The 26,430-nt window shown below is 70.4% G+C and carries 24 protein-coding genes and 2 pseudogenes; 9 read left to right on the forward strand and 17 right to left on the reverse strand.

Annotation, left to right across the window (positions count from 1 at the left end):
• Entirely contained in the window at positions 1-732 is a 732-nt protein-coding gene (locus ACIA5A_RS19020) for a DUF2470 domain-containing protein (protein ID WP_396763683.1), read from the forward strand.
• Between the two features lie 159 nt (positions 733-891).
• Here the strand turns inward: ACIA5A_RS19020 and ACIA5A_RS19025 are convergent.
• The 6 genes and pseudogenes from ACIA5A_RS19025 to ACIA5A_RS19050 form a co-directional block, all read right to left on the reverse strand.
• Positions 892-1,350 (reverse strand): annotated as a pseudogene (locus ACIA5A_RS19025) (iron chelate uptake ABC transporter family permease subunit); the annotation flags it as partial.
• Positions 1,295-1,435 (reverse strand): annotated as a pseudogene (locus ACIA5A_RS19030) (iron ABC transporter permease); the annotation flags it as partial. The pseudogenes ACIA5A_RS19030 and ACIA5A_RS19025, both read right to left, overlap by 56 nt.
• 327 nt (positions 1,436-1,762) lie before the next feature.
• Positions 1,763-2,284 (reverse strand): hypothetical protein, encoded by a 522-nt coding sequence (locus ACIA5A_RS19035; protein WP_396763685.1) that lies wholly within the window; start codon positions 2,282-2,284, stop codon positions 1,763-1,765.
• A 628-nt stretch (positions 2,285-2,912) separates the two neighbouring features.
• The gene (locus ACIA5A_RS19040) at positions 2,913-3,281 is read right to left on the reverse strand and encodes a zf-HC2 domain-containing protein (RefSeq protein ID WP_396763688.1); all 369 of its coding nucleotides are present in this window, start codon (positions 3,279-3,281) and stop codon (positions 2,913-2,915) included.
• Positions 3,278-3,652, reverse strand: coding sequence for an RNA polymerase sigma factor (locus ACIA5A_RS19045; protein ID WP_396763827.1), 375 nt, complete (start codon positions 3,650-3,652; stop codon positions 3,278-3,280). The genes ACIA5A_RS19040 and ACIA5A_RS19045 overlap by 4 nt, the downstream gene beginning before the upstream one ends.
• Positions 3,653-3,780: 128 nt before the next feature.
• Entirely contained in the window at positions 3,781-4,683 is a 903-nt protein-coding gene (locus ACIA5A_RS19050) for a LysR substrate-binding domain-containing protein (protein ID WP_396763691.1), read from the reverse strand.
• Positions 4,684-4,887: 204 nt separating this feature from the next.
• On the opposite strand from ACIA5A_RS19050, the gene ACIA5A_RS19055 reads away from it, so the two are divergent.
• Genes ACIA5A_RS19055 through ACIA5A_RS19065 form a run of 3 tightly spaced genes read left to right on the forward strand, consistent with a single transcriptional unit; the run spans position 4,888 to position 7,169 of the window.
• The gene (locus ACIA5A_RS19055; protein ID WP_396763694.1) at positions 4,888-5,037 is read left to right on the forward strand and encodes a hypothetical protein; all 150 of its coding nucleotides are present in this window, start codon (positions 4,888-4,890) and stop codon (positions 5,035-5,037) included.
• A complete protein-coding gene (locus tag ACIA5A_RS19060; protein ID WP_396763697.1) occupies positions 5,034-6,326 on the forward strand; it encodes an MFS transporter in 1,293 nt (430 codons plus the stop codon). Before ACIA5A_RS19055 ends, ACIA5A_RS19060 begins: the two co-directional genes overlap by 4 nt.
• Before the next feature lie 48 nt (positions 6,327-6,374).
• Positions 6,375-7,169, forward strand: coding sequence for a GNAT family N-acetyltransferase (locus ACIA5A_RS19065; protein WP_396763699.1), 795 nt, complete (start codon positions 6,375-6,377; stop codon positions 7,167-7,169).
• A 392-nt stretch (positions 7,170-7,561) separates the two neighbouring features.
• Here ACIA5A_RS19065 and ACIA5A_RS19070 read toward each other — a convergent pair whose 3' ends face one another.
• Genes ACIA5A_RS19070 through ACIA5A_RS19080 form a run of 3 tightly spaced genes read right to left on the reverse strand, consistent with a single transcriptional unit; the run spans position 7,562 to position 8,749 of the window.
• Entirely contained in the window at positions 7,562-7,831 is a 270-nt protein-coding gene (locus ACIA5A_RS19070) for a superoxide dismutase (RefSeq protein WP_282289034.1), read from the reverse strand.
• 4 nt (positions 7,832-7,835) lie between these two features.
• Complete coding sequence (locus tag ACIA5A_RS19075; protein WP_396763702.1) at positions 7,836-8,450, reverse strand: superoxide dismutase; 615 nt, start codon at positions 8,448-8,450, stop codon at positions 7,836-7,838.
• Positions 8,450-8,749, reverse strand: a complete 300-nt coding sequence (locus tag ACIA5A_RS19080; protein ID WP_396763705.1) for a hypothetical protein — start codon at positions 8,747-8,749, stop codon at positions 8,450-8,452. The genes ACIA5A_RS19075 and ACIA5A_RS19080 overlap by 1 nt, the downstream gene beginning before the upstream one ends.
• Positions 8,750-9,001: 252 nt before the next feature.
• On the opposite strand from ACIA5A_RS19080, the gene ACIA5A_RS19085 reads away from it, so the two are divergent.
• Both ACIA5A_RS19085 and ACIA5A_RS19090 read left to right on the forward strand, forming a co-directional pair.
• Positions 9,002-9,175 (forward strand): peptide deformylase, encoded by a 174-nt coding sequence (locus ACIA5A_RS19085; RefSeq protein WP_396763708.1) that lies wholly within the window; start codon positions 9,002-9,004, stop codon positions 9,173-9,175.
• A complete protein-coding gene (locus ACIA5A_RS19090) occupies positions 9,175-9,309 on the forward strand; it encodes a hypothetical protein (protein WP_396763711.1) in 135 nt (44 codons plus the stop codon). The genes ACIA5A_RS19085 and ACIA5A_RS19090 overlap by 1 nt, the downstream gene beginning before the upstream one ends.
• Before the next feature lie 375 nt (positions 9,310-9,684).
• Here the strand turns inward: ACIA5A_RS19090 and ACIA5A_RS19095 are convergent, their stop codons facing one another.
• From ACIA5A_RS19095 to ACIA5A_RS19115, 5 genes are read right to left on the reverse strand one after another with little or no spacing between them, the layout of a single operon-like run.
• Positions 9,685-12,276, reverse strand: a complete 2,592-nt coding sequence (locus tag ACIA5A_RS19095) for an ADP-ribosylglycohydrolase family protein (protein WP_396763714.1) — start codon at positions 12,274-12,276, stop codon at positions 9,685-9,687.
• A 26-nt stretch (positions 12,277-12,302) separates the two neighbouring features.
• A complete protein-coding gene (locus ACIA5A_RS19100; RefSeq protein WP_396763717.1) occupies positions 12,303-13,919 on the reverse strand; it encodes a hypothetical protein in 1,617 nt (538 codons plus the stop codon).
• Positions 13,920-13,941: 22 nt separating this feature from the next.
• On the reverse strand, positions 13,942-15,234 hold the full coding sequence (locus ACIA5A_RS19105; protein ID WP_396763720.1) for an ABC transporter substrate-binding protein: 1,293 nt from the start codon (positions 15,232-15,234) through the stop codon (positions 13,942-13,944).
• 37 nt (positions 15,235-15,271) lie between these two features.
• On the reverse strand, positions 15,272-16,171 hold the full coding sequence (locus ACIA5A_RS19110) for a carbohydrate ABC transporter permease (RefSeq protein WP_396763723.1): 900 nt from the start codon (positions 16,169-16,171) through the stop codon (positions 15,272-15,274).
• Entirely contained in the window at positions 16,168-17,079 is a 912-nt protein-coding gene (locus tag ACIA5A_RS19115; protein WP_396763726.1) for a carbohydrate ABC transporter permease, read from the reverse strand. The genes ACIA5A_RS19110 and ACIA5A_RS19115 overlap by 4 nt, the downstream gene beginning before the upstream one ends.
• A 131-nt stretch (positions 17,080-17,210) precedes the next feature.
• Between ACIA5A_RS19115 and ACIA5A_RS19120 the strand changes: the two genes are divergently transcribed.
• Entirely contained in the window at positions 17,211-18,242 is a 1,032-nt protein-coding gene (locus ACIA5A_RS19120) for a LacI family DNA-binding transcriptional regulator (protein ID WP_396763729.1), read from the forward strand.
• A 42-nt stretch (positions 18,243-18,284) separates the two neighbouring features.
• Here the strand turns inward: ACIA5A_RS19120 and ACIA5A_RS19125 are convergent, their stop codons facing one another.
• The gene (locus ACIA5A_RS19125; protein WP_396763732.1) at positions 18,285-19,019 is read right to left on the reverse strand and encodes a carbohydrate deacetylase; all 735 of its coding nucleotides are present in this window, start codon (positions 19,017-19,019) and stop codon (positions 18,285-18,287) included.
• Positions 19,016-20,023 carry a LacI family DNA-binding transcriptional regulator gene (locus tag ACIA5A_RS19130; RefSeq protein WP_396763735.1) on the reverse strand — a complete coding sequence of 336 codons (1,008 nt, stop codon included), beginning with the start codon at positions 20,021-20,023 and terminating at the stop codon, positions 19,016-19,018. The genes ACIA5A_RS19125 and ACIA5A_RS19130 overlap by 4 nt, the downstream gene beginning before the upstream one ends.
• A gap of 145 nt (positions 20,024-20,168) precedes the next feature.
• Here ACIA5A_RS19130 and ACIA5A_RS19135 point away from each other — a divergent pair, with 145 nt between their 5' ends.
• Complete coding sequence (locus ACIA5A_RS19135; RefSeq protein ID WP_396763738.1) at positions 20,169-22,382, forward strand: beta-galactosidase; 2,214 nt, start codon at positions 20,169-20,171, stop codon at positions 22,380-22,382.
• 259 nt (positions 22,383-22,641) lie between these two features.
• Positions 22,642-24,372: a carbohydrate binding domain-containing protein gene (locus tag ACIA5A_RS19140; RefSeq protein ID WP_396763740.1), complete on the forward strand. Its 1,731-nt coding sequence runs from the start codon at positions 22,642-22,644 to the stop codon at positions 24,370-24,372.
• Between the two features lie 76 nt (positions 24,373-24,448).
• On the opposite strand, the gene ACIA5A_RS19145 is transcribed toward ACIA5A_RS19140, so the two are convergent.
• Complete coding sequence (locus ACIA5A_RS19145; RefSeq protein WP_396763743.1) at positions 24,449-26,419, reverse strand: beta-galactosidase; 1,971 nt, start codon at positions 26,417-26,419, stop codon at positions 24,449-24,451.
• Between the last annotated feature and the right edge of the window lie 11 nt (positions 26,420-26,430).

Raw genomic sequence — 26,430 nt, forward strand, 5'->3', positions numbered from 1 at the left:
ATGCGGCCCAGCCCGGCAGAGATCGTGCGTACCCTCGTCGCGGGCCGGTTGCCCGCCCTCGTCCACCTGGCCCGCCAGGCCGGCCCGCACCAGGTCCGACACGCCACCGACCCGGACGGCCGGGTGCTGTTGCTGGTGCCGGTGTTCAGCGACCTCGCCGCGGCGCTCGCACCACCGACCGGGGACACCGACGTCGCCACCGTCCTCGACGTACTCGACCTCCCACCCGCCGCCGGCGCTCCCCCACTCGGCCGGGCCTGGATCTCCGGCTGGGCCGAGCGGCTCGATGGCGACGAGGCCCGCCACGCCGCCATCGACTTCGCCGCCACCCACCCGACCGGCGACCTGCTCGACGTCGGCACCCGCTACCACCTTCACCGCTTCGAGGTCGCCGAAGCCCGCTGGGAACGCGCCGACAAAGTACGCCGCATCCACCCCGAGGCGTACGCGGAGGCCGAGCCCGACCCACTGCACCCGGTCGAGGCGCAACTGCTGGCCGACCTCGCCGACCACCACGCCGAGCAGGTCGCCGGCTTCCTACGCCGACACCTGACGCTCCCCGGCGCCGACACGCCACGGGTGGTCCGCATCGACCGCTACGGACTACTGGTCGCCCACGGCCGACCCGGCGCGACCCGACGGACCCGACTCGCCTTCGAACGGCCCGTCGCCGACGTCGCCGAGCTGTCCCGGCTTCTGCACCCGATGCTCTGCCAGCGACTGGCCGCCTGAAACGCGGCAGCCCCACCCGGATGATTCACACGCCCCCACAAGGGCATGGCTGCCCGCGCAACGCATCGGGCCCGGCGCCGCGAGCAGGCCGAACAGCCTTACCGGCCACCCACGGCGGTGGCCGAGACCGACGAGCAGCCAGCACAGGTGCGGGACGATCAGGCCGACGAAGCGATCGGTCCCGCGACCCGCGGTGGCCGTCCCGCAGAGCACCACCGCGCCGAGGCCGCGTACCAGGGCGACGCGCTCACCGAGGCCGGCGGCGAGTTCGTCGACGAGCGCGAGAGAGTTGAGCGCTCGGGCGCACAGCAGACAGATGACCAGCCCCGCGCCGAGGAACGGCAGGACCTGGCCGATGCTGTTCCAGGTCGCACCGCCGACACCGCCGACCTGCCAGGACTGGAAGTTCTGGGCGATGTCGCCGCGCGGCAGCACGACCGCGACCACCAGCGACGCAAGGGCGGCGGAGGTGGCCGCCGCGGGCACAGTTGATCTTGGGCGGGGTGGCGCCACCGCGGCCGAGCGATCCGACCGCGTGGACGAACAGAGCGGACACCGCCGCTCCGGCGATGGCGACCCGGATGTACATGGTGCCGGCGTGCAGGCCGAGGTGACCATGGCGACCGCGATCGCCAGCATCGCGCCCATGCTCACCTCGGAGGATGCCCGGGTCGGCGAGCGCGTTTCGGGTGACGCCCTGCATCACCGCGCTGGACAGGGCCAGCGCCGCGCCGACATAGCCGCGAGCACCATCAACCGGGCATCCAACACCTGCGACCACTGCGCCGGCCCGCTGCTGCCTTCGACCACCGCGACCAGGTCCCCACCCTGATCGACCGGCTCGCCGACATCCGCGCCCGCCTCACCGGGGGGCAAGGGTGCCTTGCCCCCCGGCTGGCGATTCCCGGTGATCACCATCCGCCGCCGGCCGGTAGGGGCCGGGCTTCAGGCGTGGGCACCGGCCGGGTTGGCTGCCCTCGGTGCCGTGACCAGCGCTGGAGTGGGCCCTGGTTCGGAACTCCGGCGATGCCTACCAGACTAGGACCGCTTCGCGGTATCCACCCTCGACGGTGCCCCTGAACGCGGTTACCCGGACCGGGTAGCTCCTGCCCACCCCGCAGGTCTGGTTCGTCAGCGTCCGGCTGCCGGCGGCGTTGTCGGGGAACGAGGTGCCGTTGACCAGGATGCGAACGCCGTCGGCGCCCTGTGAGGTCCAGGTCACCGTCATGTCACCGAGGCCGGTGACGCAGCCGCCCCGCCTCACGGTGACTGATGTGGTGCGGGGTGAGTTCGGCCAGGTGCCCTTGAAGTCCCGGCGGGTGCCGGGGGCGGACCCGTTCTGCGGAACGGCCCGGATCAGGAACGGCGCGTTGGGTTCGCAGCTGAGCTGGAAGGTGTTGGCGGTGGTCGCGGCGTCGTAGCCACCGAGGAGGTTACTGGTCCTCGGGCCGTAGAGCTGCACGTTGTCGCCACGGGTGATGGCCCACGTGACGTCCACATAGCCGATCCAGCCGCCGGCGTCGGTGAACTCGTTGCAGCGGATGTTGGTCACGGCCAGCTTGGTGATGGTGGGTCCGCTCGGCGATGGCGGGGCCTTAACGCCTGGCCGAACCGAGGCCCGCGACACCGGTTGACCCCAGGCATCCGAGTCCGGTTGAGCCGACGGCTCGGCCCTGCCCGACGGCGTGGCGCCGCTCTGAGCGAAGGAAGGTTCGAGGCTGGTCCCGGCCTGCGGGCTCTTCTCGCCGGCCGGGGTGGAGCACGCACCAAGCAGCAGGGCCAGTGCCGCTACCGCGGCGAGGGTCAGCGGCCGATACCGGCGTGCTGACGCCGCGACGGAGAGGCCTCTTGGTTCCGGTCGAGGAAGACCGCGATGTGCGGGATAGGATAAGTTGCTTACCTGGCGCACGATTCCTCAGAATTCTTGCCTTGGTGGTGTTGGACGTGGGGTGGCACCTCGTCGCCGAAGCGAGCCGTCAACCTGGTGATCTACTTCCACCCAGCGTGATTTGTGTGGGCGGCGTGCGATGAGATCGGTTACGTGGCCGGGTCTGCGCAGCGGTGGCCCGGCCAGTCGAGGCGACAGGCGGCAACGCGACGGAGAACCCCAGGAGCACGCTGCAGGGGACCGAAAATTGTCCTGACAATCTTGCGCACGTCGGGCACGGTAACGAGGATCGTCAACTGGAGCGCCACCGCAACGTCCCTGATCCGGCAGCGGCACGGATCGAAGGCGACACCTGGGTGTACCGCCCGCCCGCACCACCAGCCGATGTCCAACTTGGCAGTGGCCTCCCCACCCGGCACGGTCGACGAATACGGCCACCGGCTGCCCGCGCGGGCTGGCGCTCGCATCCCGTCCGTGACATGTCCCGTCGCGACACCGCGACCGCCTCCACCACCGAAGCCGTCGACGCGTCCGGCGCGATGCTCGTCCGGCAGGCCACACAGCCGTCGAGGTGCGCCTCCACCGACCACGCGTCCATGTCCGCGAGTCCGCCTTCGGCGTACGCTGCCAGCACCCCGGCGGCGACGTGGAACCCGGTCACGACAGGGCCTCCTGCAACTCGCGGCGCGCCCGCATCGCCCGGTTCTTCACCGTGCCCTCCGGCACACCCAGCAAGACCGCGGCTTCCCGCACCGTCAGGCCGTTCAACACCGTAGCCTGAAACACCGCCCGCAACTCCGGAGCCAACCGGTGCAGCGCACGCTCCAACTCGGCGTCGTAGGCATCGGCCAAGGCCTCGTCCTCCGCCGACGGAGACCATGCCAACACGTCGTCGCCCGGTGCCCCCACACTCTGCGGACGAGCCAACGCGCGCCGCCGCGCGTCGATCAGCCGACCGGTCGCCACCGACCACAGCCAGCCCACCGCCGCACCGTCCCTGCGGTAGCCGGCCGCGGCCCGCCACACCGTCATCAGGCGCACCTGGTGACGCGAGTAGCGGCAGCGCCCCCGGGCGGAGCTGGGTCCATGTCGATCCATACGTGCAGCAACTCCGGTGTGGCCGGCTCTGCCGGTGTGCGAGACGGACGCAGCCCGCACGATCACATCGTCGGCGCGGCCGGGCCAGCGTGTACCGCTCCGGCGGCGTGGATGAAGGCGCGGATCAGTGTGGTCTCTGCGGCGCTGCGCCAGACCGGGGCGTACTGCAGGACCGGGCCGTCGGTGATGGGCACGAAAGCGAGGTCACGACGTTGCCGGGAAGCGGCCGCGTATGACCCGACGGGGGACACGACGCTGCCGGCGCCGATCGCCGTGAGGGCCTCTTCGAGGGTGGCCGCGGTGGTGCCGCGCCGGACGGGCCGTCCGGACGGTGTCATGGCCGGGGTGTGTGCCTGCCACACGTAGGCCGGAACGGGCCCCTCCAGGTCCACCACCGGGTGATCGCCGAGGTCCTCCATCTCGACCCGGTCCCGTCCGGCCAGCGGATGAGCGGAGGAGACGGCCAGTACCAGCCGCTCGGTGTACAGCTCTGGCCCGACGGTGAGGTCGGGCTCGCGGATGGGCATCCAGAGCAGGCCGATGTCGACCCGGCCGACGCGCAGCCCGCCGAACGGGTCGGAAGGGAGGATCTCGCGCATGCGCAGCTCGCATCGCGGATGCCGCTGCCGGAACAGGTCGAGGACGGCCGCGATCTCCCGGTGGTGGGTGTCGAAGGTGCCGATGGTCAAGGTGCCGACCTGTCCGCGGGCCGCGGCGGTGGCTTCGTCGATGCCTGCCGTGATCTCGCGGTAGCCCGCGTCGAGCCGGTCGCGCAGTCGCTCGCCGAGCGGAGTGAGGCGCACGGTGCGGCTGGTCCGTTCGAACAGGGCAGCGCCGATCCGGCGCTCCTGGTGTTTGATCGACTGGCTGACCCTCGCCTGGGACACGTGAAGGCGTTCGGCTGTACGCCCGAAGTGGAGTTCGTCGGCCAGTGTCAGGAAGATTTCGATGTCGCGCAGCTCCACCAAGCCCCCTCCCCTCCGGTCGTTGCGTTGTCCGGATCCTGCCCCTGAACTGCGTGGATCAGGGAAAGTTTACGGCTTCGGCGCCGAACGATAACCGGTGGCTTAAGCGGCGGTTCGATCTTTCGCGTTGTTCCTCCCGGTGGCGGAGGGCGATCGTGCGTCCATGAGCAAAACCTCGATCGACTTGGGACAAGGACATCACCGATGAGCAACGCCGACGACTACCAGGCCGCGGCGCAGCTCTTTCGGCCGGGGGCGTGGCCGCAGGCACTGGAGGCGCCGCAGGTCCTCGCGCTGATCCAGCCGGCTCCGCGCCAGCTGGACGACCAGCAGGTCGAAGGAGACGGCAGGTGACCTCGGACGCTCGGACGTTGCCGACCGGGTTCGGACGGCTGTGGACCGCCCAGACGGTGTCCTCGCTGGGCGACGGGGTGTCGCGTGCCGCGCTGCCGCTGCTCGCGCTGACGTTGACGCGGGATCCACTGGCGCTCGCCGTCGTCGCGGCCGCGGGGACGCTGCCCTGGCTGCTCTTCGGAGTGCTCGGCGGCGCGCTGGTGGACCGCTGGGACCGCCGGCGCACGATGTGGGTCACGGACGCGGCGCGTGCGGTGCTGCTCGGGATACCCGCGGCGGCTGCCGTGCTCGACGTGCTGACCATTGCACTGCTCGCCATCGTCGCCTTCCTGCTCGGCCTCGGAGGGCTGTTCTTCGACACGGCCGCCGCGGCCTATCTGCCGGACCTGCTCGGCCGGCAGCCCGCGCTCCTGCAGCGCGCCAACGCCCGCCTGCGCGGCGCCCAGACCGCCATGTCCGGCTTCGCGGGGCCGCCCGCGGGCAGCGCTCTGCTCACGCTCGGGCGGGCGGTTCCGCTGCTCGCCGACGCGGTGTCGTTCGCGCTCTCCGCACTGCTCGTGCGATCGCTGCCCGCCGTGCCCCGGCCCGTGCCGCAGGTCAGTGAATCGCTGCTGCGACAGGCGCGAGCCGGCGCCTCGTACGTCCTGCGGGATCGGTTACTGCTCGGGCTCGCGCTGCGTCCGGCGGTCGGAAACGTCGCCTTCCTCGCCGTGGAGACCGTCCTCGCCCTCTTCGCACACGACCGCCTCGGCATCGACACCTACGGCTTCGGCCTACTCCTCACCGCGGAGGCCACCGGTGGTCTGCTCGGCGCGGGAATCGCCTCCCGCCTTGGCCGACGACTCGGCACCGGCACCGCACTGACCTGCACAGCCGCCCTCGAGGGGGTTGCCATCCTGGGCCTGGCCGCTGCCCCGAACCCGTACGTCGCCGGTCTCGCGCTCGCCGTTTGCGGAGCGGGAATGGGTGCCACGATGGTGCTTGGCCCCTCCCTGCGGCAGACGATCGTCCCCGCCCACCTGATGGGCCGGGTCGCCTCCACGTCCCGCATGCTCGCCATGTGCGCCGCCCCACTCGGCGCCTTCCTCGGCGGGTGGCTCGCCACCGCCTACGACGTACGCACCCCGCTCTACGCCGCCGCGGGCCTCCTCCTCGCCATGACCGCCGTCACGGCGACCATGACCAGCAACCGACGAGTCGAGGCAGCACTGCGTGGTTCCTCCGACCCTGACAGGCCGGCAACCCACAGCAGGCCCGCCCAGGTGGCTGATGCAGTCGTATCTGCCTGATCCATGCACCCGCCACCTTTGACGTCACGACCGCAGGAAAGGCATCAGATGCTCTACTCGACCGCACGCGTCGTCACCGACCGCCCCCACCGCTACCTCAAGCAACTGGTCTCGCACATGGGGCACAAGGTGCCCACCGAACTCGACGAGGAACGCGGGTCCGTCATCTTCAGCCTCGGCAGGTGCCTGCTGGTGGCCTCGACAGCCCACTTCGACATGATCGTCAAAGCCGGCGCGGCGGACGCCGCGGCGGCGGTGGAGGACACCATCACCAGCCACCTGCTGCGCTTCGCGACCAAGGACCCTCTCGTCGTCGACTGGCTGCCCTTGGTGCGACCCGCGACCACCGAGGATGACGGCGCCCTCCGCGCCCTCCACCGTGCGGCGTGGACCGCCGGGTCTGGGCTTTCCTCGACCCGGATCGAGGAGCGGACGGCGTACTTCAACGAACGACGAAAGCCCGAGTCCCACCTGGTCGCCGCCCTCGGCGGCCAGATCGTCGGCGCAGTCAGCGCCCATCAAACGACCCCGTTCCCGGAAGGGGCTCACGTCTTCGGCCTGTGGAACCTGGTGGTAGCCGAGCCGGCCCGCCGCATGAGCATCGCCTCAGCCCTGCTTACGGCCGCCGAGCGTCGTGTCGGCGCACAAGGCGCCAAGAAGATCGGACTGCGCGTCCTGGCGACCAACACCGGCGCCCTACGGCTCTACGAACGGCACGGTTACGCCGTCGAAGGCCGACACGTCGACGAGTTCCTGATCGACGGCAGCTACGTCGACGACATCAGCATGGGCAAGCACCTGACGTCGCCGCGCACCGGGGACCGTCTGATGGTGTCCTGCTAGCCACCGCGCCTGGCGAGGTGGATCGCGAAAGCCGAGGCGGGCGGGACGTCGCCGAACCGCAGGCGGAACAACGGCAGGAGCGCCTCGACCGCCGCCGGTCCTCGGCGGTCATTGGTACGGCTGTTTGCGTGGAAGCGTCGCCGTGTAGTCGACGCTTGGTGGGCTCACCACGGCAGGCTACGCCCGGCAGCAGCCCTGGCACGGGCTCCCGGCCGATCTCGCGCTGAGGAAGTCGAAACCTGTAGGAGCGTCTCGCCCGGGCTCGACGTCGCCAGCTGCCTCGTCAGACGCACCGGCCGCACCGTCGACCGCCCGTGAGGGCCGCCGTTCGGCGGCGCCTGCCGCTGGCAGGGTCCTCGACGCCGGTGGTGCGGGCGTCGAGGACCCTGCGCTCAGCTTCCCTCTGCCGGTGGCTGGCCCGCGGTGGCGGCGACGAGTAGGGACAGCTCTCGGACCAGGTCGTCCATGGACTGGCCGCTGCTGGCCCGGACCAGGCCGAGGGCCAGGTCGGCGAGCAGGTAGAAGCCGAGGGTGCGGGCCTGCTCGCCGGGGAACGCGGCGAGCAGTTCCTCGGCGCCGGCGAGGTCACCGCGGTGCTTCGCGGCGATGACTCCGGCGGCGCGTTGGAGGAGTTCCGCCGCGGCGGGGGTGGTGTCGTCCACCAGGTCAGATCTTCGGGCTCGTGGCGCGGGCGGCGTCGAATCGGGCGATCACGTCGGACCAGTTGACCAGGTTCCACAGTCGGTCGACGTAGTCGGGGCGCACGTTGCGGTACTGCAGGTAGTAGGCGTGTTCCCAGGCGTCGAAGACCAGCAGCGGGGTGGTGCCCTGGCCGACGTTGCCGTGGTGGTCGTAGACCTGCTCGACGATCAGCCGCCGCCCCAGCGGCTCCCAGCCGAGCACGCCCCAGCCGGAGCCCTGCACCCCCTTGGTGGCGGCGGAGAGTTGGCCGGCGAACGCGTCGAAGGAGCCGAAGTGCTCGTCGATCGCTGCGGCGAGGTCGCCGTCGGGGCGGTCGCCGCCGTCCGGAGACAGGTTGCCCCAGAAGATCGAGTGGAGCACGTGGCCGGACAGGTTGAACGCGAACGTCTTCTCCAGCCCGACGAGCGTGGCGAAGTCGCCCTTCTCGCGGGCCTCGGCGAGCTTCTCCAGGCCGTCGTTGGCGCCCTTGACATACGCCGCGTGGTGCTTGCTGTGGTGTAGCTGGAGGATCTCGCCAGACATGGCCGGTGCCAGCGCGCCGTAGTCGTAGGGCATGTCGGGCAGGGTGTAGAGCGCCATCAGGGAATCCTTCCGGTGATGCTGCCATAATTTTGTTGTTGCCAGTATCTTGCAACAAGGTGCGGCTGTCGTGAAGAGCGGTGATTGATCACATCGCCTGTCGACCGGGTGAGCGCGGTGAGGATCTCCTCGGCGGTGCGACCCGAGGCTCCGCCCTGCGCCAGGCGGGCGGTGCCGCCGCCGCGCCCGTCGAGGGTGGCCTTGACCAGGTGTACGGCGCCGAGCGGGTCCGGCGTCGCCGCGGTGGTGGCGACGACCAGTCGGGTGTTGCGCGACGCGGACGCGGCGACCGCCACCACGTCGGGCTGGTCCTGGGGTAGCGCCGCGCGGATCAGCTCGGCGAGCTGCCGCGGGTCCTCGCCGTCGGCGGCGACGACGCCGACGTGGCGGGTGCCGTTGACGCGTACCGCGTCGGCGGCGAGGCGTCGGGCGCGTGGCCCGGTGAGCTCCCCGGTGAGCTGGTCGGCGCGGCGTCCGCGGCCTTGGCGCGGCCGATCAGCGCGCCGACGCGCTCGGGCAGGTCTTCACGCGGGGCACGCACGACCGCCCACGTGATCAACCCGGTCCTATACATACCCGAGCAGCGTGACCTCGCCACCGACAGCGAAGGATGCCTGTCCGTGCCCGGCCAGTACGCCGATGTGACCCGCCCGGCCACCGCCACCGTCATCGGCGTCGACCTGCACGGGCAGCCCGTGCGGCGCTTCCTCGGGTGTGCAACTTAGTGTTCAGCGACCTCGCCGCGGCGCTCGCACCACCGACCGGGGACACCAACGTCGCCACCGTCCTCGACCTACCACCCGCCGCCGGCGCTCCTCCGCTCGGCCGGGCCTGGATCTGCCAGCAACTGGCCGCCTGAAACGCGACAGCCCCACCCGGATGGCCCACGCCCAGAAGGGCACGGCTGCCCGTGCACCGCTCAGGGCCGGCGCCGCGAGCAGGCCGAACAGCCTTAACGGCCACCCCGAGACCGACGAGCAGCCAGCACAGGTGCGGGACGATCCGTCAGATTTTGGTCGGGAGACCAGCTCGATGATTAGCCTCTGGCCGCTCCACCCCTGCTGCTTGCAGTAGCGCACTCAAGGCAACGCGTTGTTGATAGATGGCAGCTGAGCCGGCGAATTGAATATGAAGGGCCCAGTATCGGTGTCGTGCCCGTTCGAGCGCAGGTTCTTCTCCAGAAAGCCAGTCTCGTTAGTCACTAGCACGGCGTCGGGATGGCAGATCAGCGAGATCACTGTCGAGTAAGGGTGACGGCGTCCACGGAGAGCCACTGGCCGCCGCTACCGGCCGAGTAGACTCCGAGGGTCAGAGCGCCACCGGTGACCCGGATGCCCGGGATGACGACCCGGCGCCAGTGCGGCCAGCCCGCCATCGGGATCGGTGCGGTCAACTCCGGTACGCCCGCGCCGTAACCCTTGGCGCTCAGGTACGCCGCGGACTGGCCTCCTCCCCCGGTCGCGTACGCGCTGAGGGTGTAGACGCCGTCCGCCAGCCCGGACACGGTGCGGCTCGTGTAGATCTGGTAGGGACCGGCCTTGTGCTGGGTGAGGCGGAACCCACCGGTCAGGCCGCCCGTCTCGACGAAGTCGGCGTCGGCCGAGGTGCCGTCCGCCCCGGCCCAGGTCTCCCAGCCCGCCGGAGTCTGCGTCGCGCCCCCGCTGTCGAAGCCGCCGTTGCTGAGCGGCACGGTCTGCTCGGCCGCGTACACCGGCTCGGGATAGCGACCCACGTCGACATGGTCGAGCTCCACGTGTCCGACCCCGGCGCGCTGCAGGCGGATCGTGTTGACGCCGGCCAGCAGGGTCACCGGCAGATCCTGCATGTTACGGGAGAAGGTGCCCCAGGCGCCGGTGCGCGGGAAGGGCGCGGTGTACTGCTTGACCCCGGCGACCAGCACGTCCAGTGCGCCCGCGGACGTGCCGCCGTTGGCGAAACCGACCCCCATTCGGTACTGACCCGCGGCCGGCACGCTGACGGTGAACTGCACGGAGGCGTTCGTGTCGTCGAGCCCTCCGACGTACGAGCCGCCCGACGCGGAGCCGGACGTTCGCACCTCGCCGCCGGCGACGGTGGTGGACTCCGCCTCGTAGCGGGTCGTCGCCGGCGCGGTGATCTGCGCGACGGTGACGTTGTCGACCGCCGCGAAGGCGGTCGGTCCGGGCGGCAGGTGCAGGCCGATCTGTGCGGTGTCCGCACCGGCGACGAACTCGATGCTCCGACGCGCCCACTGGCGGTGGGCGACGGCATAGGTGTCGACCGCGGTCGTGTGCATGCCGTCGACGAAGAACCTCGCGGTCCCGTTGGTCTGCACGAACGCGCTCGCGCGGTAGATCGCGCCGGGTTCGAGCCCACGCACCGTCGTGGTCAGCTTGACCTCCGGCACGTCCACGTCGGTGAAGACCGTCGCCTTGTAGGCGCCCGACTGGGCGGTCCCGTTGTTCTCGGCGAAGGCGTTCGGCGCACCTGGATCGGCGCCCGGCGTCCAGGTCGTCCAGCCGGCCAGCGTGCCCTGCTCGAAGTCGGCGTTGCCGATCGGGGTTACCCGCTCGGGCAGGACCGTCTGCGGCACGACGGTGAACGCGCTCGCGTCGACACTGCCTCCCCGGGCGACGACCTGGGCCGCGGTGTTGGACTCGTAGAGCGCGACGAGGTCATCCCAGGACTGTCGCTCCGGGTAGTCGTTGTTGACGTGCGGCGGGAAGCCGGTCGTGGTGTCGTTGACGTAGCGGCCGGCGCCGCCCTGGTAGATGCGGTCCTTGAATTCCTGTGGGGTGCCGGCCATGCCGTGGATGATCCCCATCAGGCCGGCGGCGAACGAGGCGGTGCAGTCCGCGTCGTTGCCGATCAGGGAAGCGATCCGCAGGGTGGTGCGGTAGTCGTTGCCGCCGTAGAGGATCGCGATCAGCACCGAGCCGTTGTTGCGATCCGGGATGGCCATCTCGTTGTCCTGGCCGTAGACGTTGCGCACGAAGGACATGAGCTGAGCCTGCGCCCAGCGCCAGTCGGTGGGGTTCTGGTCATGCAGCGCCACCACCCGCTGGTAGACCTCGTACGGCCAGGAGTCGCGGGGCAGGGTGGCGGCGGCGCGGCTCAGCGCCTCCCGCCCGTCGTCGAGGAAGTATGCCTCGGCGTACATGGCGGCCTGGAATCTGGCCCAGACGACCGAGTCGAACTCGCCGGTGACCGCGCCGAAGCGGTTGGCGAGGTCCCGGGCGGTGGCCGGCATGCCGGGCGCGACGAGGCCGAGGGTGTCGTTCTCGATGTAGGGCTCGGTCAGCCAGTAGTGCCGGTTGAACTCGGCCCGCCCGGTGAGGGGCGGCACCATTCCGTCGTCGCGCATGGCGGCGTTGGCGATGTCGCCAGGGCCCCAGTCGCCGATGTCGTGGGCCACCCACTCGTCCTTGATGTCCTGGAAGGTGGCGTCCGGGCCGTGCTCGGAGAGGATCAACTGGTTGAAGAAGTCGACGTGGTAGTCGTCGTCGCTGCCGGTCTCGTGGGAGACGAAGTGGGGTGCGCCGAGCCGGTCGTATCCGGGGTAGTCGTTCGGGGTCCAGCAGCTCGCCGGGGCGTCTCCGGAGTAGGGGCCGTAGGTGGGTCGGAAGCAGTCGTCCGTAGGTTCCGGTTGGGGGCTCTTGTACTCGTAGCCGGTCAGCACGCCGCCGACCTGGCCGAGGACGGCGGCGAGCGTCTTGTCGCGGTAGTCGCTGCGGGACAGGGTCACTGTCGCCGCCGCCTCGGCGGGTGGCGGCGCCGTGACCGGCACGACGATCGCCGTCGCGGCGACCAGCAGCAGGGGTAGCAGCGTACGTGTTTCTCGGGGCATGACGGACCTTCCGGGAAGGGGGTCAGCTAGAGATACTTCGCCGCGTACTCGCGGGCGTCCTGCACCACCAGGGCAACGCGCTCCGGGGCCTTGTCGAGGGTGTCGTCGACGACGGTGAGGGTGGGAATCACCCCTTCGCGGACCGGCAGCCGCCAGTGCGCGTTGTAGCCCGCCTCGTGCACGCCGGAGGATCCGTGCGCCGGGTCACCGAGGCAGACGTGGCCGAAGGACCGGTTGCTGCCGGTGAACAACGCCGGGTCCGGCAGGTCGTGGAAGACCGGCACCGTGTCGCGGTGGCCCGCCTGCACCAGCGGGATAATGCCACCGAGCGCGTCGAACCAGGCCTCACCGGCGATGGCCAGGTCCGGTGCGCCGGCGCGCAGCAGTTCGACGAGGTCGCGGAGCCCGCGAGTGGTGCTGCCGCGGGGGTCGTTGTTGTACATCGCGGAGATGTCGAGGAAGGCCGCGTCGAAGCCGTACTCGTGGTGCAGCCGGACGATCTGCTCGGCGATGTGCCGCCGCCAGGGCTCGTAGGCGGGGTTGACCAACGCGCCCCAGCTGTGGTCGAAGTGGCGCGACGCGTCCCAGTCGACCGATCCGATCGGCATGTGGCCGCTGGGGTTGAGCAGTTGACCCGGCGCCGCCCAGGTCTCGAAGCCGGGTAGGTCGCGGGCGGCCACGTTGGCGCCGAACATCGGCATGATCCGGGCGCCGAGCTGGTGTGCGCCGTCGACGAGCCGCCGGAAGCCGTCCGGGCCGCCGAGCCGTTCGTCGACGTCGAAGCGTCCGTACCAGCGGTAGTAGCGGCCCTCCCAGCCGGGCAGGTAGGCCAGGATGTGCTCCGGTTCGATCTGGTCGGACAGGCGTCGGATGACGTCGAGCATGCCGTCGTAGGTGAGGAACACCTTGCCGGTGAAGTGCATGCCGTTGAGGGAGAGCACCAGCGCGGTTCGGCGCAGCCACGCCGGGACGTCCGTCCGCTCCGCCCAGTCGGGCAGGTCGTATGCCTGGCGGAGATGGGCGGTGTGCTCGGCGACGACCGGTGCGAGGTCGGCGGTGCGGCGCAGTTCCCAGACCGGCACCTCGAAGCGGGCGCTGGGCTGTGCGGCGTCGGTGTCGGCGATCAGTTCGAGGTCGCAGGTCGTGGGGTCGTCGAAGTGCGGGATGACGACGAAGCGCTTGCTGCGGACCTGGTCGTCGAGGCTGCGAGCCACGGTCAGGTCGCCGTCCGGGCGGCGTACCGCCAGCAGCGGGGTGGCGAGGTCGAACCAGCCGTTGGGATAGCCGACCACCCGTCCCGTGGGGGGCACCGGCAGGTCGCCCTCGCGCACCGCCGTCACGTCGCCGGTGGGCTGGTCGTGCAGGACCAACGCGACGCTCCGGACGCCGTCGCGGTGCTCGGCACACACCTCGATCCGTACGCCCTGCTCGCCGTCGATTACACGAACTCGCGCGTGGCCCGGACTGGTCTGCTCGCCGCCGGCCCAGGTGAGCCGGTCGGCCACGACGACGCCGTCCTCGTCGGTGCGCAGCGACGCCGGGTCGAGGCCGTAGACGTTCTCGCCGGTGTGGATGCGAACGGTGACCGGGCCGAGCGAGGTGGCGATACGCGGGTGCGGCCACCGGAAGCTCAGGTCTTGCATGGTGTTCCTCTCTAAGGGTGCGTCAGGACGCGAGCCGGCTGGTGAAGCCGTTCTTGCCCTTCTCGATCGCCTGCTGCGGGTTGCCGGTGAACACCCAGTCGCGGATGAACTGCAGGTACGGGCCGGTGGGGTCGATGAAGAGGGAGTTGTACTTGGCGGTCACCGGCACTCTCGCGTCGGCGATGAGCTTGTTGGCGGCGAGAAGCCTGGGCTCGGCCTGGGTCGAGGGGTTGTCCGCGGCATCCGAGCGCACGGTGAGCTGCCCGGTCTTGGCCACCGTGGTCTTCTGGACGTTCTCGTCCATGCTCCACGCGATGAAGTCCCAGGCGGTCCTGGCGTTCTTCGCGCCCTTCGAGATGCCGATGACGTCACCGCCGAGGAACGCCGAGGTGCCGGATGTGCCGGGGATCGGGGTGACGCCGAACTCGAGGCCCTTCTGCGCCTTGAAGACGTTGATCCCGAAGCTGCCGAGCGCGAGCATGCCGACCTTGCCGCCCTGGAAGCTGCTGAGCCAGGTGGCGCCGTTGTCGTCCTTCTCCGCTGCCGGCATGAGCTTCTCGTCCCACATGGTCTTGTGGGCGTTGAGGACGGCGGCGACCGCGGGGTCCTCGAGGGTGGCCTCGGTGCCGTCGGCGTTCATGATGTCGCCGCCGCTGGCCCAGATGTAGGGCAGCATGGTGTAGGCGTTGCAGCCCGCGCAGTTGCCGGCGAAGGCGAACCCGTAGTTGCCCCCGCCGAGGGCGGTGATCTTCCGGGCCGCCGCGACCATCTCGTCGAGCGACGCGGGTGGCTTCTCCGGGTCGAGTCCGGCGCGGGTGAACAGGCTCTTGTTGTAGTAGAGGACCGAGACGTCGAGTTGGTGCGGCAGGGCGTAGATCTTCTTGTCGATCGTGCTGACATTGATGCCGGCCGGAGCGAGCTTGTTCTTGTAGGGCAGCGCGTCGACCTGGGCGGTGATGTCGGTCAGCAGTTTCTGGCTGGTCAGCGCCTTGACGTTGGCGATGTCGACGGCGGCGAGATCGGGGGCGTCGCCGCTGCGGACGGCCTGCACGTACTTCTGGACGTACTGGGCGTCCGGCACGGTCAGCATGGTGATCTTGCGGTCGGGATTCTTGGCGTTCCACTCGGCGACCAGCGCCTTGTCGAGTGGCTCGTCGGCCGCCCGGACCCAGAGGGTCGCCGGGCCGGACCCGGTCAGCTCGGCCGTCCCGGACCGGCTGTCGGTGGAGTCGGTGTTGCCGCAGGCGGCGAGGCCGGCGACCAGGACGGCTGCCAGCGCCGGCGCGAGTACGCGCCGTCGCGAGATTCCGGACATGGTGATCTCCTGGGAGAGGGGGGTGGGGGGAGGTGTTTCAGCCCTTGACGGCACCGCCGGCGAGGCCGGCGACGTAGTACCGCTGGAGGATGAGGAAGATGAGGACGCAGGGCACGGCGGCGAACACCGCTCCGGTCTCCAGGACGCCCCAGTTGAGCAGACCTCCGGCGCCGGTCTGCAGGTTGGCGAGGACGACCGGCAGGGTGTACTGCTCCTGCCGGGTGGTGAAGATGAGCGCCGCGAGGAACTCGTTCCACGCGGTGAAGAAGGCGTAGAGAGCGACAGTCGCCACGCCCGGTGTCACCACCGGGAGCAGGACGCGGCACAGGGCGGTGAGCGTGCCGGCGCCGTCCATGATCGCCGCCTCCTCGATCGCCGCCGGCACGGCGGCGAAGGCAGCACGCATCGTGAAGATGCCGAACGGCAACGCGAAGACGGTGTAGACGAGGATCAGGCCGAGGATCGAGTTCGTCAGGCGCAGGGTGTCCAGGATGAGGTAGAGCGAGGGCACGATCGACTGGAACGGGATCATCAGGGTGGAGAGGACGACCAGGAACAACACGCCCCGGAAGCGGAACCGGAACCGGGCGAAGCCATAGCCGGCCAGCACCGACAGGACCGTCGCCACGACCACCGTGCCGGCCGCGGCCAACGCGCTGTTCGCCACGTTACGGAACAGTCCCGCGTCGACCAGTCGTCGATAGTTCTCCAGGCTCCAGGTCTCCGGCAGATAGGTCGGCGGGCTCTGCGCGAACTCGGCGCCGCTCTTGAACGAGGCCAGGACGAGCCAGGCGACCGGTGCGACGAACAGCAGCGCCAGCAGGCCGCACACGGCGTAGAAGGCGGTGGCCGGCAACCAGGGAAGGGGACGCCGCGGCCGGCGCGGCGCGGTCGAGGCGGTGCGGGGCGCGACAGGCGTTCGGGCGAGCAGGGTCACTGATCCTCCCCGGATCGCAGAATCACCAGTTGAACCGTGGTGAGCATGAGCAGGATGACCATCAGTCCGATCGACATCGCGGCCGAGTAGCCGAGGTTGAAGTCGATGAACCCAGCCCGGTAGATCAGGTAGACGACCGGGATCGTGCTGTTGTCCGGCCCGCCCTGGGTGAGGATGAAGAACTGGTCGAAGGCCAGGTAGCTGCCGATGACCGTGAGCACCAGGACCATCGCGATGGTCGGTCGCAGCAGCGGGATGGTGATCGAGAAGAACGTCCGCCGGCGGCTCGCGCCGTCGACCTGCGCGGCCTCGTAGAAGTCCTTGGAGATGGCCTGCATCCCGGACATCAGCAGCAGCATGGTCAGCCCGACCGTTTTCCAGACCACCAACGCCACGACGACGGCGAGCGCGGTGGAGAAGCGACTGAAGACCGAGACCGGACCGTCGACCAGCCCGAGGCGGCGCAGCAGGTCGGGCACGACGCCGATGCGGTCGTCCATCAGCCACAACGTCAGGTAGCTCGCGGTGGCGAATCCGATCACCACCGGCATCACGAACGCCGTGCGCAGCAGCCCGACCCCACGGCGCTTGTGGCGCACCGCCGAGGCCAACGCGAAGCCGACCACGAACAGCACCACGGTGGTGATCACGGTGTAGAGCGTGGTGAAGCCCAGGCTGTGCCACCAGGACGTGTCTTCGACGAGGCGTCGGTAGTTCGCCCAACCCACGAACGTCCGGTCACCGAGCAGCGACCAGTCGTAGAACGACATCACCCCGGTGACGACGACCGGCAGCACGAACATCCCGAGCACCAGAAGCACGGCGGGGGCCACGTACCACAGGCCGGCCCGTTGCCGTCGAGCCCGGGGACCGGTCCGGGCGCGGGCCGTGGTCGCGCGCGCTGTCATCAGGCACTCCTCTTACGTAATCGATTTCGTGGGCGTCACGTTACAACGCGAATACGGCCATGTGTCAAGACCCTCAACAGCGCTTTTCTGCTACGCTACCGCGACACCTGGATGCGTAATCGTTTAGGAGCATGGTGATCGAGACAGGCTCCACCCGAGTGACGATGCGCGACGTGGCATCCGTCGCCGGGGTGTCCACCGCCACCGTTTCCAAGGTCATCAATGACCGTCCGGACGTCGGGGCGGAGGTCCGGCAGCGGGTCCTGGGCACCATCGCCCGGCTGGGATACCGGCCCAACGCGGTCGCCCGCGGCCTACGCGCCCGACACACCGACACCATCGCGATCCTCACCGACGACCTCGAAGGCATCTTCACCAACGCGCTGATGCGTGGTGTCGAGGAGGCCGCCTCCGAGTACGACGTCTCGGTGCTGCTGGCCAACAGCTACGGCGACGCCGAGAAGGAACGCCGGCACCTACGCCGACTCGTCGACCGTCAGGTCGACGGGCTGATCATCATGTCCGGCAACCGGGTACGCCCCCGATCCGGACCCGCCCTGCCCCTGACCGGGACGCCCTACGTCTTCCTCTACGAGTACGGCGTCTCCGAGCCCGTACCCAGCGTGCTGCCCCACGACCGCGACGGCGCGGCCATGGCCGCGCAGCACCTGATCAATATCGGCCGTCGCCGGATCGCCTTCATCAACGGACCGGCGTCTTGGGAAGCCACCGGGGAGCGTCTCGACGGCTTCCGCACCACCCTGCACGACGCCGGCGTGCCGCTGCACCCCGCGCTCGTCCAGCACGCGTCGTCGTGGGCCCCGGAGGACGGCTTCCAGATCGCCGACGCCCTGCTCGCCAGCATCGATCCGCCCGACGCGATCTTCTGCGCCAGTGACGACCTCGCCACCGGCGCGCTGGCCGCCGTGCAGGAGCGCGGGCTGACCATTCCCAGGGACGTCGCGGTCATCGGCTTCGACGACCGCTCGCTCGCCGTCCACCAGCGACCGCCCCTGTCCACCGTCGCGCTGCCGTTGCTGGAGATGGGCCGCGTCGCCGGGCGCCTGCTGCTCGCCGCGGTCCAGGGCGCACCCCAACGACACGAGCTCATCCGCGTCCCCTGCGCCCTGCGGGTCCGCGCCTCGACGGTAGGTCGCGCCTGACGCCCACGGGTAGGTGCGCTCCGGCGTGCCGCACAGGCGCCGCTACGCCAGCAGGGTGCTGAAGCGGACCACCTCGACGCCGGGACGCGCCAGTTCCCGCGCCAGCGGCGCGGCGACCAGTTCCCGACGCTCGTCGTCACGCCGGCGGGCCACCTCCCCGGGCCGGCCGTCGCGCAGATGGACCCGTCGCAACTCCGGTTCGTCGTGACCGGGGTGGGTGACCAGAACGTGGACGCCGGACGGCGCACCGCTGATCCGCGTCGCGAACGGCTCGCCGGCGCCCGGCAGGTACGGGTACCTCTCTGCCGGGATGAGATCGGACGCCCAACACAACTCCTCCAGGGCGTCGCGCAGCGTCGGCAACCATCCCACCCCCATGTGTTCGTCCAGGTAGGACGGCTCGAGTCCGGCCTGACGGGCGACGGCGACCTGCGCCCGCGCCTCCGCCACCGCCTCGTCCACCGAGATGCCCCGGGCGAAGAGGTCATGGGGGTCGGGCAGCAGGTAGCCCTCGTCGTCGACGAGGGACGGCACCTCGTGCGGAGGCAGGACGGGCCTCCAGCGCGGCGTCACCCACTCACTGGTCAGGGTGAGATGCACGCCGACATCCACCACGGACATGCGGCCGAACCGCGTCACCGCGTCATCGAAGGCGGGAGCGGGCACCATCACCGACACGTTGCGCACCGGGCCGTGCCGGATCGACTCCTCGATCGCCCGATCGACGCTCTCGCACAGCCCCGCGTCGTCACCGCGGACGATGATCCGAGTCGTCATCGGCGGGGGGCCGTGGTGTCATTGGGGGCGAGGTCACCGCTCAGTTCCACACGGCGGGCGGTCAGCTCCGCGCCGCGGGCGAGATCGGTGACCATGCGCACCGCCAGCGCGCCCATCTCCGCGAACGGAGGGCGGACTCTCGCCAGCGGGAGACAGCACGACCCGGTCGTCGTGACATCGACGAGGCCGATCAGGCTCACGTCGTGCGGGATGACCAGGCCGCGGTCACGGACCGCCTCGAACGCCCCGGTCGCCGCACGGTCACCGCGGACGAGGATCGCCGTCGGCGGATCGGGCAGGTCGAGCAGGCGCGCAGTCTCACGCAGACCCGACTCCGGGGACAGGTCACCCCAGCCGACGAGGTCGTCATCGAGCCGGACGCCCGCGTTCTGCAGGGCGATCCGGTATCCCGACACCGGGGCGAGGCTGGCCTTGACGTGTCGCGGCCCGGCGACGATGCCGATACGTCGATGCCGCTGGCCGAGAAGAAGGTTCGCGGCGTCGAAGCCACCCGTCCACGCCGTGGTGGCCACGATCGGCAGGTCGGTCTCGGCGTCACCCTGCGGGTCGAGGACGACCATCGGTCGCCGGGCGTCGCGTGCCGTCCGGGTGGACGCGGCCGTCAGCAGTGCGGCGTCGACGATCACTCCAGCGGACGCGCCCGCGTACCGTTGCCGCGACGCCACCCCGCGGTCCAACCGGTGACGTCCGCGGGAGACGACCACACTCATCCCGAGTTGGTGGGAGGCCCGCTCCGCCCCGCGGATCACCGCCATGCTCCACGGCAGCGACAGATCGCTCAGGACGAGATCGACGAGCGTTGCGGACCGCTCCCGACGGTGCGGACGGCGGTAGCCGTGCTCCCGGGCCAGCCGGCGGATCCGCTCGCTCGTGTCCACGGCGATGTCGGTGTCCTCGCGCAGTGCCCGGGAGACCGTCGAGACGGAGACTCCGGCCGCGAGGGCGATCTCCCTGAGCGTCACCCGCTCGCCTGCTGTCTGCATGCCGAGAGCGTATCGACTATTTCAATGAAGGAACAGCTATAGTTCAGCAGTTTGATCATTTCGACCATGGAGAGAGATACAGGTGCCGTCCCCCACGCCCGTGCCACCCGTCGTCCCCCCGTCCGCCTTTCCCTTCGGCGTGCATGTGCGCCGCGAACCTGGCCCGGACCTCGACGAGGTCATCGCCGACCTGCCGGAGGTCCGGGCGGCCGGCTTCTCCCTCATCAAGATCCAGGGGCACTGGGCGCACGACGAGCCGGAGCCCGGCGTGCTGGCCGTCGAGGAGACGGAGCGACTGATCAGCGCGGCGGCGAGCGCCGATCTGGGCGTGTACCTGGGGCTCACCATGGAGCAGGCGCCGTCATGGCTGTGGCGGCGGCATCCGGACGCCCACCATGTCGACGCGCAGGGACGCGCGCACAACGACCCGACCCCGTACACGTTGCCGGCGGACGGCAAGCCGGGGCCCTGCCGGCACCACCCGCAGGCCCGCGCGGCGGCGGAGAGTTTCATCCACCGGTACGTGGCCAGGATGGCGCCGCACGACAACATCTGGGTGTGGAACACCTGGCAGGAGATCGGCTTCTGGCACCACGACGCCGGCGAGCTGGGCTTCTGCTACTGCCATCACACCCTCACCGCGTTCCGGCGCTGGCTGCGTGGACGCTACGGCTCCGTCGGGCGGCTGAACACGGTGTGGCGCGCCCGCTTCGGCCGCTGGGACGAGGTGCAACCGCCGCGGCGCTACACCGCCTCCCCCGCCTTTCTGGACTGGCGTGAGTTCATGGACGACGTCGCGGTGAGCGAGACGCTGGCCCGCCGCCGACAGGTCGTGCGGACCGCCGACCCCGCCCGCCGACCGGTCTTCGGCCACCTCGGCGACATCGACCTCGGCTCCACGAAGGCCTGGCGCTACGCCGCCACAGGCGACCTGTTCGGCGTCAGCGTCTATCCGGCGTGGCACCCGTTCCGGTCGTGGGACGACGTCGCCGCAGCGCGCACTCCCGACGCCGACGACACCCTGCTCTACGAGCTGTGGGACCGGGTCCTGATGCAGTTCGACCTGCTGCGGGGCGCGACCGCGCCGGACCGCCCCGCTTGGGGCGCCGAGTTCCAGGGCGGACCGATCAACGACTTCCTCCACCTGGGTCGCGTCCCCGACGCCGCCGACATCCGGCGCTGGGTGCTCGGCGCCCTCGCCGCCGGCGCGCAGGGCATCACGTTCTGGAACCTGCGCAGCGAGGGCTTCTGGCAGGAGGCCGGGGGCTTCGGCCTGCTCGACCGCGCGGGCAGCGGCACGCCCCGGTTCGCCGAGGCCGGCCGGCTCGCCCGGGCCCTGTCGAGACACCCGGCGCTGTTCGCCCGCGGCACGGGTGAATCGGCGCCGGTGGCCATGCTGCTCAGCGAGCGCGCGCACCACTTCGCGCAGGGCACCGGGACGCAGGCGCGGACCTATCTGGAGGGCTCGCTGCGGGGGCACTACCTCCGCCTGGCCCGCCTCGGCGTGCCTGTCGACTTCGTCGACGCCGACAGCGGTCCGGACCTGTCCGGATACCGCGTCGTCATCGCCGCCGCACCGCTGCTGGTGACCGCGGCGACGGCCGCGGCGATGCGGACGTACGTGGAGGGCGGAGGCACACTCCTGGTGGAGGCGCCGTCCGGATGGGTGGACGACCACGGGTTCACCCCGGCCGGGGCGACGGTCGAGGACGGCGAGCGGCTCTTCGGTGTCCGTACCGCTACCGTCCGGGTGGTGGACGAGCCGGGCGACCGGCGGTGGACGCCCGCGCCGCGCGGATGGGGCGAGTTCCATCCGCCGGCCGTGGCGGTGGGCACCGGCGCGTACGACGGCGAGTCCGTGGCGCTGTGCGGACTGGTGCAGGAACTCCGCCCGCTGAGCGCATCGGCGGTGCTGACGGTCGGCGAGACGGTGGTCGCCTCTCGTAACGCGTTCGGGCGGGGCGTGGCGATCCTGCTGGGCACGCTTGTCGGCCTGACCGGCACCGCCTACCGGCACCCGCCCACCGATCGGTTCGTGGAACGGATCCTGCGCGAGGCGGGTGTGCCGGTCACCACCGTCCCCGGAGTGCAGGTGCGGGAACGGTCGTTCGGCAGCGAGCGGGCGACCTTCCTGGTCAACCTGCGCCCCGATCCGGTGGACGTGCGGGTGCGGGTGCCAGGCGCGATGCGCTGCGCCGACCTCCTGGACCTGCCGTCGGAGCAGACCGGGGAGAGCGTGCGGCTGACCGTACCCGGCCTCGACGTGCGGTGCCTGGTCTGGGAGGTGGCTCCCGGCGCAGCGGGTCCGGCGCGGCTAACCCCGACGGAGGGAAACGAAAATGAAACCTCAGTGAAATAGCAGGCCCCTGCGCAACGAGTTTCAGTATCGTCTCCGCTCCCGCTCCCCCGAACGGATCCGCGTTTGCGCTGTTCACGACACGTTGACCGAGTCGGTGGTCGCCCCGGGTCTCCGGAGCTGCCCCGAGAAGGTCCACGGTGACGGCTGCCATAGCGGGATTCCGCTACTTAACATCCGTGAAATCAAGCGACGCGAGTCGATGAGGACAAGGGAGGGTGCAGTGATACGGAGAAGAGTCGGATCGGTACTGGCCACACTCGTGCTGGCTGCCGCGGGTGTCGTCGCCAGCACCGGGCCCGCGCTCGCGGCCACCGCCTACTACGTGGCCACCAACGGCAGCAACGACAACCCCGGATCGTTCAGCCAGCCGTTCGCCACCATCAACAAGTGTTACGAGTTCGTCCAGCCCGGCGACACCTGCTACGTCCGGGGTGGCACCTACTACGCGCTCGGCGAGACGTACCTGACCAGGTCCGGCACGCCGGGCAACTACATCACCATCAAGAACTACGGCGGTGAGACGCCCGTCCTCGACGGCAGCGGCCGCGACGGCGTCGCCTTCTACTACGGGCACGGCAGCGGGAGCTGGACGATCATCGAGGGCTTCGTCATCCGCAACTACTGGCGCAGCGGGATCAACATCGGCTGCTGTGGTCCGGACGCGGAAGCCGTCTCCAACGTGATCGTGCGCAACAACGTCATCGACCGGATGGGCCAAAACGGCATCACCTTCATGCACGCCCGCGACATCACCGTCGAGAACAACCTCGTCGGGCGCACCGGCTGGGACGCCGGCACCGGATCCTGGTCCAGCAACATCAACTTCTACGCGATGTACGGCACCAACAACGTCGCCCGCCGCAACGTCGCGTACCACGGCGTGGACGTGTCGTCGTACCACACCGACGGCAACGGCTTCATCTGTGACCTGACGTACTACAACGGCGGCTGCCGGTTCGAGAACAACATCGCGTTCGAGAACGGCGGCTCGGGCATCCAGACCACCCACTCGAGCAACACGGTGATCGTCAACAACACCACCTACGACAACGGCAAGGAGGGCACCTACCTCTACGGCGGCACCGGCATCGGCTACTACGGCGCCGAGTCGCTCGCCAACACCGTGCTGCGCAACAACATCGCCTACCAGTCCTTCGGCGAGGGCCTGCGCACCTTCGGCGGCTTCACCAACAGCCGGGTCAGCAACAACAACATCACCGGGCAGAGCGGCGCGCAGAACCCGCAGTTCGCGGATCCGGGCAACGTCAACTTCGCGTTGAACTCCGGCTCGCCGAGCATCGACGCCGGCACCTCCACCGACGCGCCCGGCAACTCGCTGGTCTTCGACGGCCGCGCACTGCTCCGGACCACGGCGAACCAGCCCATCGGGTGGTACCGGTACGCCCCGGACTTCGCCTACATCACCAGCCGCGGCGGCGTGGCCAACCTGTTCAGCTCGGCATCCCGGCCGCAGGGCAACGCCCACGACCAGGGCGCGTACGAGAGCACCGGCAGCAACAACGGCGGCGGCACCGGGGGCGGCGGCACGAACGTCATCACCAACGGGGCCTTCGACAGCGGGACCAACGGCTGGTGGACCTGGTTCGACTCGGGCGCGGGTGTGTCGGGGTCGATCACGGCGCAGGGCGGTACCGGTCTCGACGGCACCGCGCTCAAGTTCGACCTGTCCAACGGCGGTGGATCCGACTGGCAGGCTCAGGTCGGCCAGACGGTCAACCTCACCGCCGGCCGGACGTACACGCTGACCTTCAAGGCCCGCGCGGACAGCAACCGGCCGATGACCGTGCTGGTGCAGCAGGCGGCGAGTCCCTACACCGAACACCTCAGCCGCACGATCAACCTGACGAGTTCGAGCCAGAGCCTCACCTACACGTTCAGCCCGTCGGCAGGCGGCGAGACCTACCTCAAGTTCCTCGCCGGCGGCAGTAGCACCGACCTGTACGTCGACTCGGTGGCCCTCACCGGCTGAGCCGGTGTGACGGCCGGCGCGGATCCACTCGCGCCGGCCGTCGCCCGGGTCACCCTCGACCCGCCCTGACGCCGCCTCAGGACGTGCCCCCAGCGGGAATCCACAGCACCCGCACGTCCCCCGCCGGCACCTCGACGCCCCCGTCGACCGAAGTGTCAGCGAGCAGGTCACGCGTCGCTCCCGGGACGTTCAGCCGGTAGTCGACGGCGCCGTGGTTGAGGACGACGACCACCTGTCCCGCACCCCCGACACGGCGACAGACCTCGACGGCCCCCGGCGGATGCGGCACGGCGGCGAGGCCGGCCTGCTCCACGACCCACGCCATCAGCCGGGCCATCGGATGCGGTTCGAGCCAGGCGCCGACGTAGGTGACACGCCCCGCGCCGAGGGGAACGGTAACCACCGCCGGCGCGCCGTCGAGCCAGCCGTTGCCCGTCCCGTAGCGGGCCAGCACCTCGGCCCGCGGGTCGAGCGGGGACAGCGTCTCCGCCCACACCGAACAGTGGGCCCGGCCGTCGTCGAACAGTGCGCCGACCACCGGCACCGGCCGCTCCAGCGCGTAGTAGTCGTCCACCGCGACGCCGATGGACAGCGGCCCCGGCTGCCGCGACGGTCGGAGCACGTTCTCCGCGTCCTTCATGCCCGTCCGGACTCCCACCACGAGGTGTCCGCCCGCTTCCACCCAGGCGGTCACGGCGCCGCTGACGGCGTCGCCGACGGTGTGCAGACTCGGCGCGACGACCAGTCGGTAGGGATCCAGGGGCGCGTCGGGGGCGACGATGTCGACGTCGTGACCGAGCAGCCGGATCGGCCGGTAGAACGCCTGAAGGTAGGCGACCGGGTCGAAGTCCTGGTGGTGGCGCTGGTTCTCGATGGCCCAGCGGTCCTCGTAGCCCTGCAGTACGGCGACCCGCGGTTGCGGCTGGGTGCCGGCCAGGGCCGTCGACGCCCGACCGAACTCCGCACCGATCCTGGCCGCCTCGGCGAAGAAGGGGCGCGGTTCGCCGTCCGGCCGCAGGAGCGTGCCGTGGTACTGCTCCTGTCCGCCCGGGGCCGGGCGCCACTGCCAGTAGAGCAGGCCGTCCGCGCCGTGGCCCACCGCCTGCCAGGCGAGCCGGCGTGCCTCGCCGGCGTCCAGCTCGTTGTTGACGCTCGACCAGCAGTTGTGGCCCGGCTGGGTCTCCATCACCCAGTGGTTGCGTCGCCTGAGTCCGCGGGTCGCGTCGTGCGCCGCCCCCAGGTCGGGGTGGTCGACATGGCCGACGTAGAGGTCCAGCCCGACGAGGTCGAGGTCCTGGGCGAGCGCGTGGTGGTCGAAGTGGTCGTACCACGTCATGACGTTGTGCGAGATCCACTGCGCCGGGTCGGCGTGGCGACGCACCACGTCGCTCTGCGCGGCGAGGTGGGCACGGAACATGTCGGTCAGGAACCGCCGCCAGGCCATCATCAGCGAGGGATGGTGCACGCCGACGGGAAGAGGGATCTGGGCGAAGTCGCGATACTCCTGACTCCAGAACACGGTGCCCCAGCGATCGTTGAGCGTCTCGATCGTCCCGTACCGGTCGGCGAGCCAGCGCTGGAAGGCGCCGCGCGTGGTCTCGTCGTACGACACGGTGTTGACTTCGTTGTCGATCTGCCAGCCGAGCACGGCGGGGTGTCGGCCGAACCGCCGGGCCAGGGCCTCCGCCACCCCGACACAGGCCGCCCGGTACCGGCCGTTGGTCAGCGACGCGTGGGTCCGGTTGCCATGGGTGCGGCGACGACCGTCGGCATCGATGGCGAGCACGTCGGGATGACCATCGGTGAGCCAGATCGGTGGGCCCGCCGTCGGCGTGGCGAGCACGCACCGCAGGCCGTGCGCGGCGGCGAGGTCGACGGCCGACGCCAACCAGTCCAGATCGTAGTCTCCCTCGGACGGCTCGAGTCGGCTCCAGGCGAAGTCGCCGAGCCGCACCACCGTCATGCCCGCCGCGCGCATCAGCCGCAGGTCGTCGGGCCATCGCTCGGCCGGCCAGTGCTCCGGATAGTACGAGGTGCCGAAGTGCATACGTGATCCGT

Origin of the sequence: Micromonospora sp. NPDC051300, assembly GCF_044455315.1 — a bacterium.
In the GTDB taxonomy this organism is placed as follows: Bacteria; Actinomycetota; Actinomycetes; order Mycobacteriales; family Micromonosporaceae; genus Micromonospora; species Micromonospora robiginosa.

Bases quoted from the DNA above. Each gene is read 5' to 3' on its own strand.
- ACIA5A_RS19125 (WP_396763732.1), bottom strand. From the start codon at position 19,019: ATGACGACTCGGATCATCGTCCGCGGTGACGACGCGGGGCTGTGCGAG.
- ACIA5A_RS19105 (WP_396763720.1), bottom strand. From the start codon at position 15,234: ATGTCCGGAATCTCGCGACGGCGCGTACTCGCGCCGGCGCTGGCAGCC.
- ACIA5A_RS19145 (WP_396763743.1), bottom strand. From the start codon at position 26,419: ATGCACTTCGGCACCTCGTACTATCCGGAGCACTGGCCGGCCGAGCGA.
- ACIA5A_RS19045 (WP_396763827.1), bottom strand. From the start codon at position 3,652: ATGACGGTGTGGCGGGCCGCGGCCGGCTACCGCAGGGACGGTGCGGCG.
- ACIA5A_RS19095 (WP_396763714.1), bottom strand. From the start codon at position 12,276: ATGCCCCGAGAAACACGTACGCTGCTACCCCTGCTGCTGGTCGCCGCG.
- ACIA5A_RS19130 (WP_396763735.1), bottom strand. From the start codon at position 20,023: ATGCAGACAGCAGGCGAGCGGGTGACGCTCAGGGAGATCGCCCTCGCG.
- ACIA5A_RS19120 (WP_396763729.1), top strand. From the start codon at position 17,211: ATGGTGATCGAGACAGGCTCCACCCGAGTGACGATGCGCGACGTGGCA.
- ACIA5A_RS19075 (WP_396763702.1), bottom strand. From the start codon at position 8,450: ATGGCGCTCTACACCCTGCCCGACATGCCCTACGACTACGGCGCGCTG.
- ACIA5A_RS19055 (WP_396763694.1), top strand. From the start codon at position 4,888: ATGAGCAACGCCGACGACTACCAGGCCGCGGCGCAGCTCTTTCGGCCG.
- ACIA5A_RS19065 (WP_396763699.1), top strand. From the start codon at position 6,375: ATGCTCTACTCGACCGCACGCGTCGTCACCGACCGCCCCCACCGCTAC.
- ACIA5A_RS19100 (WP_396763717.1), bottom strand. From the start codon at position 13,919: ATGCAAGACCTGAGCTTCCGGTGGCCGCACCCGCGTATCGCCACCTCG.
- ACIA5A_RS19115 (WP_396763726.1), bottom strand. From the start codon at position 17,079: ATGACAGCGCGCGCGACCACGGCCCGCGCCCGGACCGGTCCCCGGGCT.
- ACIA5A_RS19020 (WP_396763683.1), top strand. From the start codon at position 1: ATGCGGCCCAGCCCGGCAGAGATCGTGCGTACCCTCGTCGCGGGCCGG.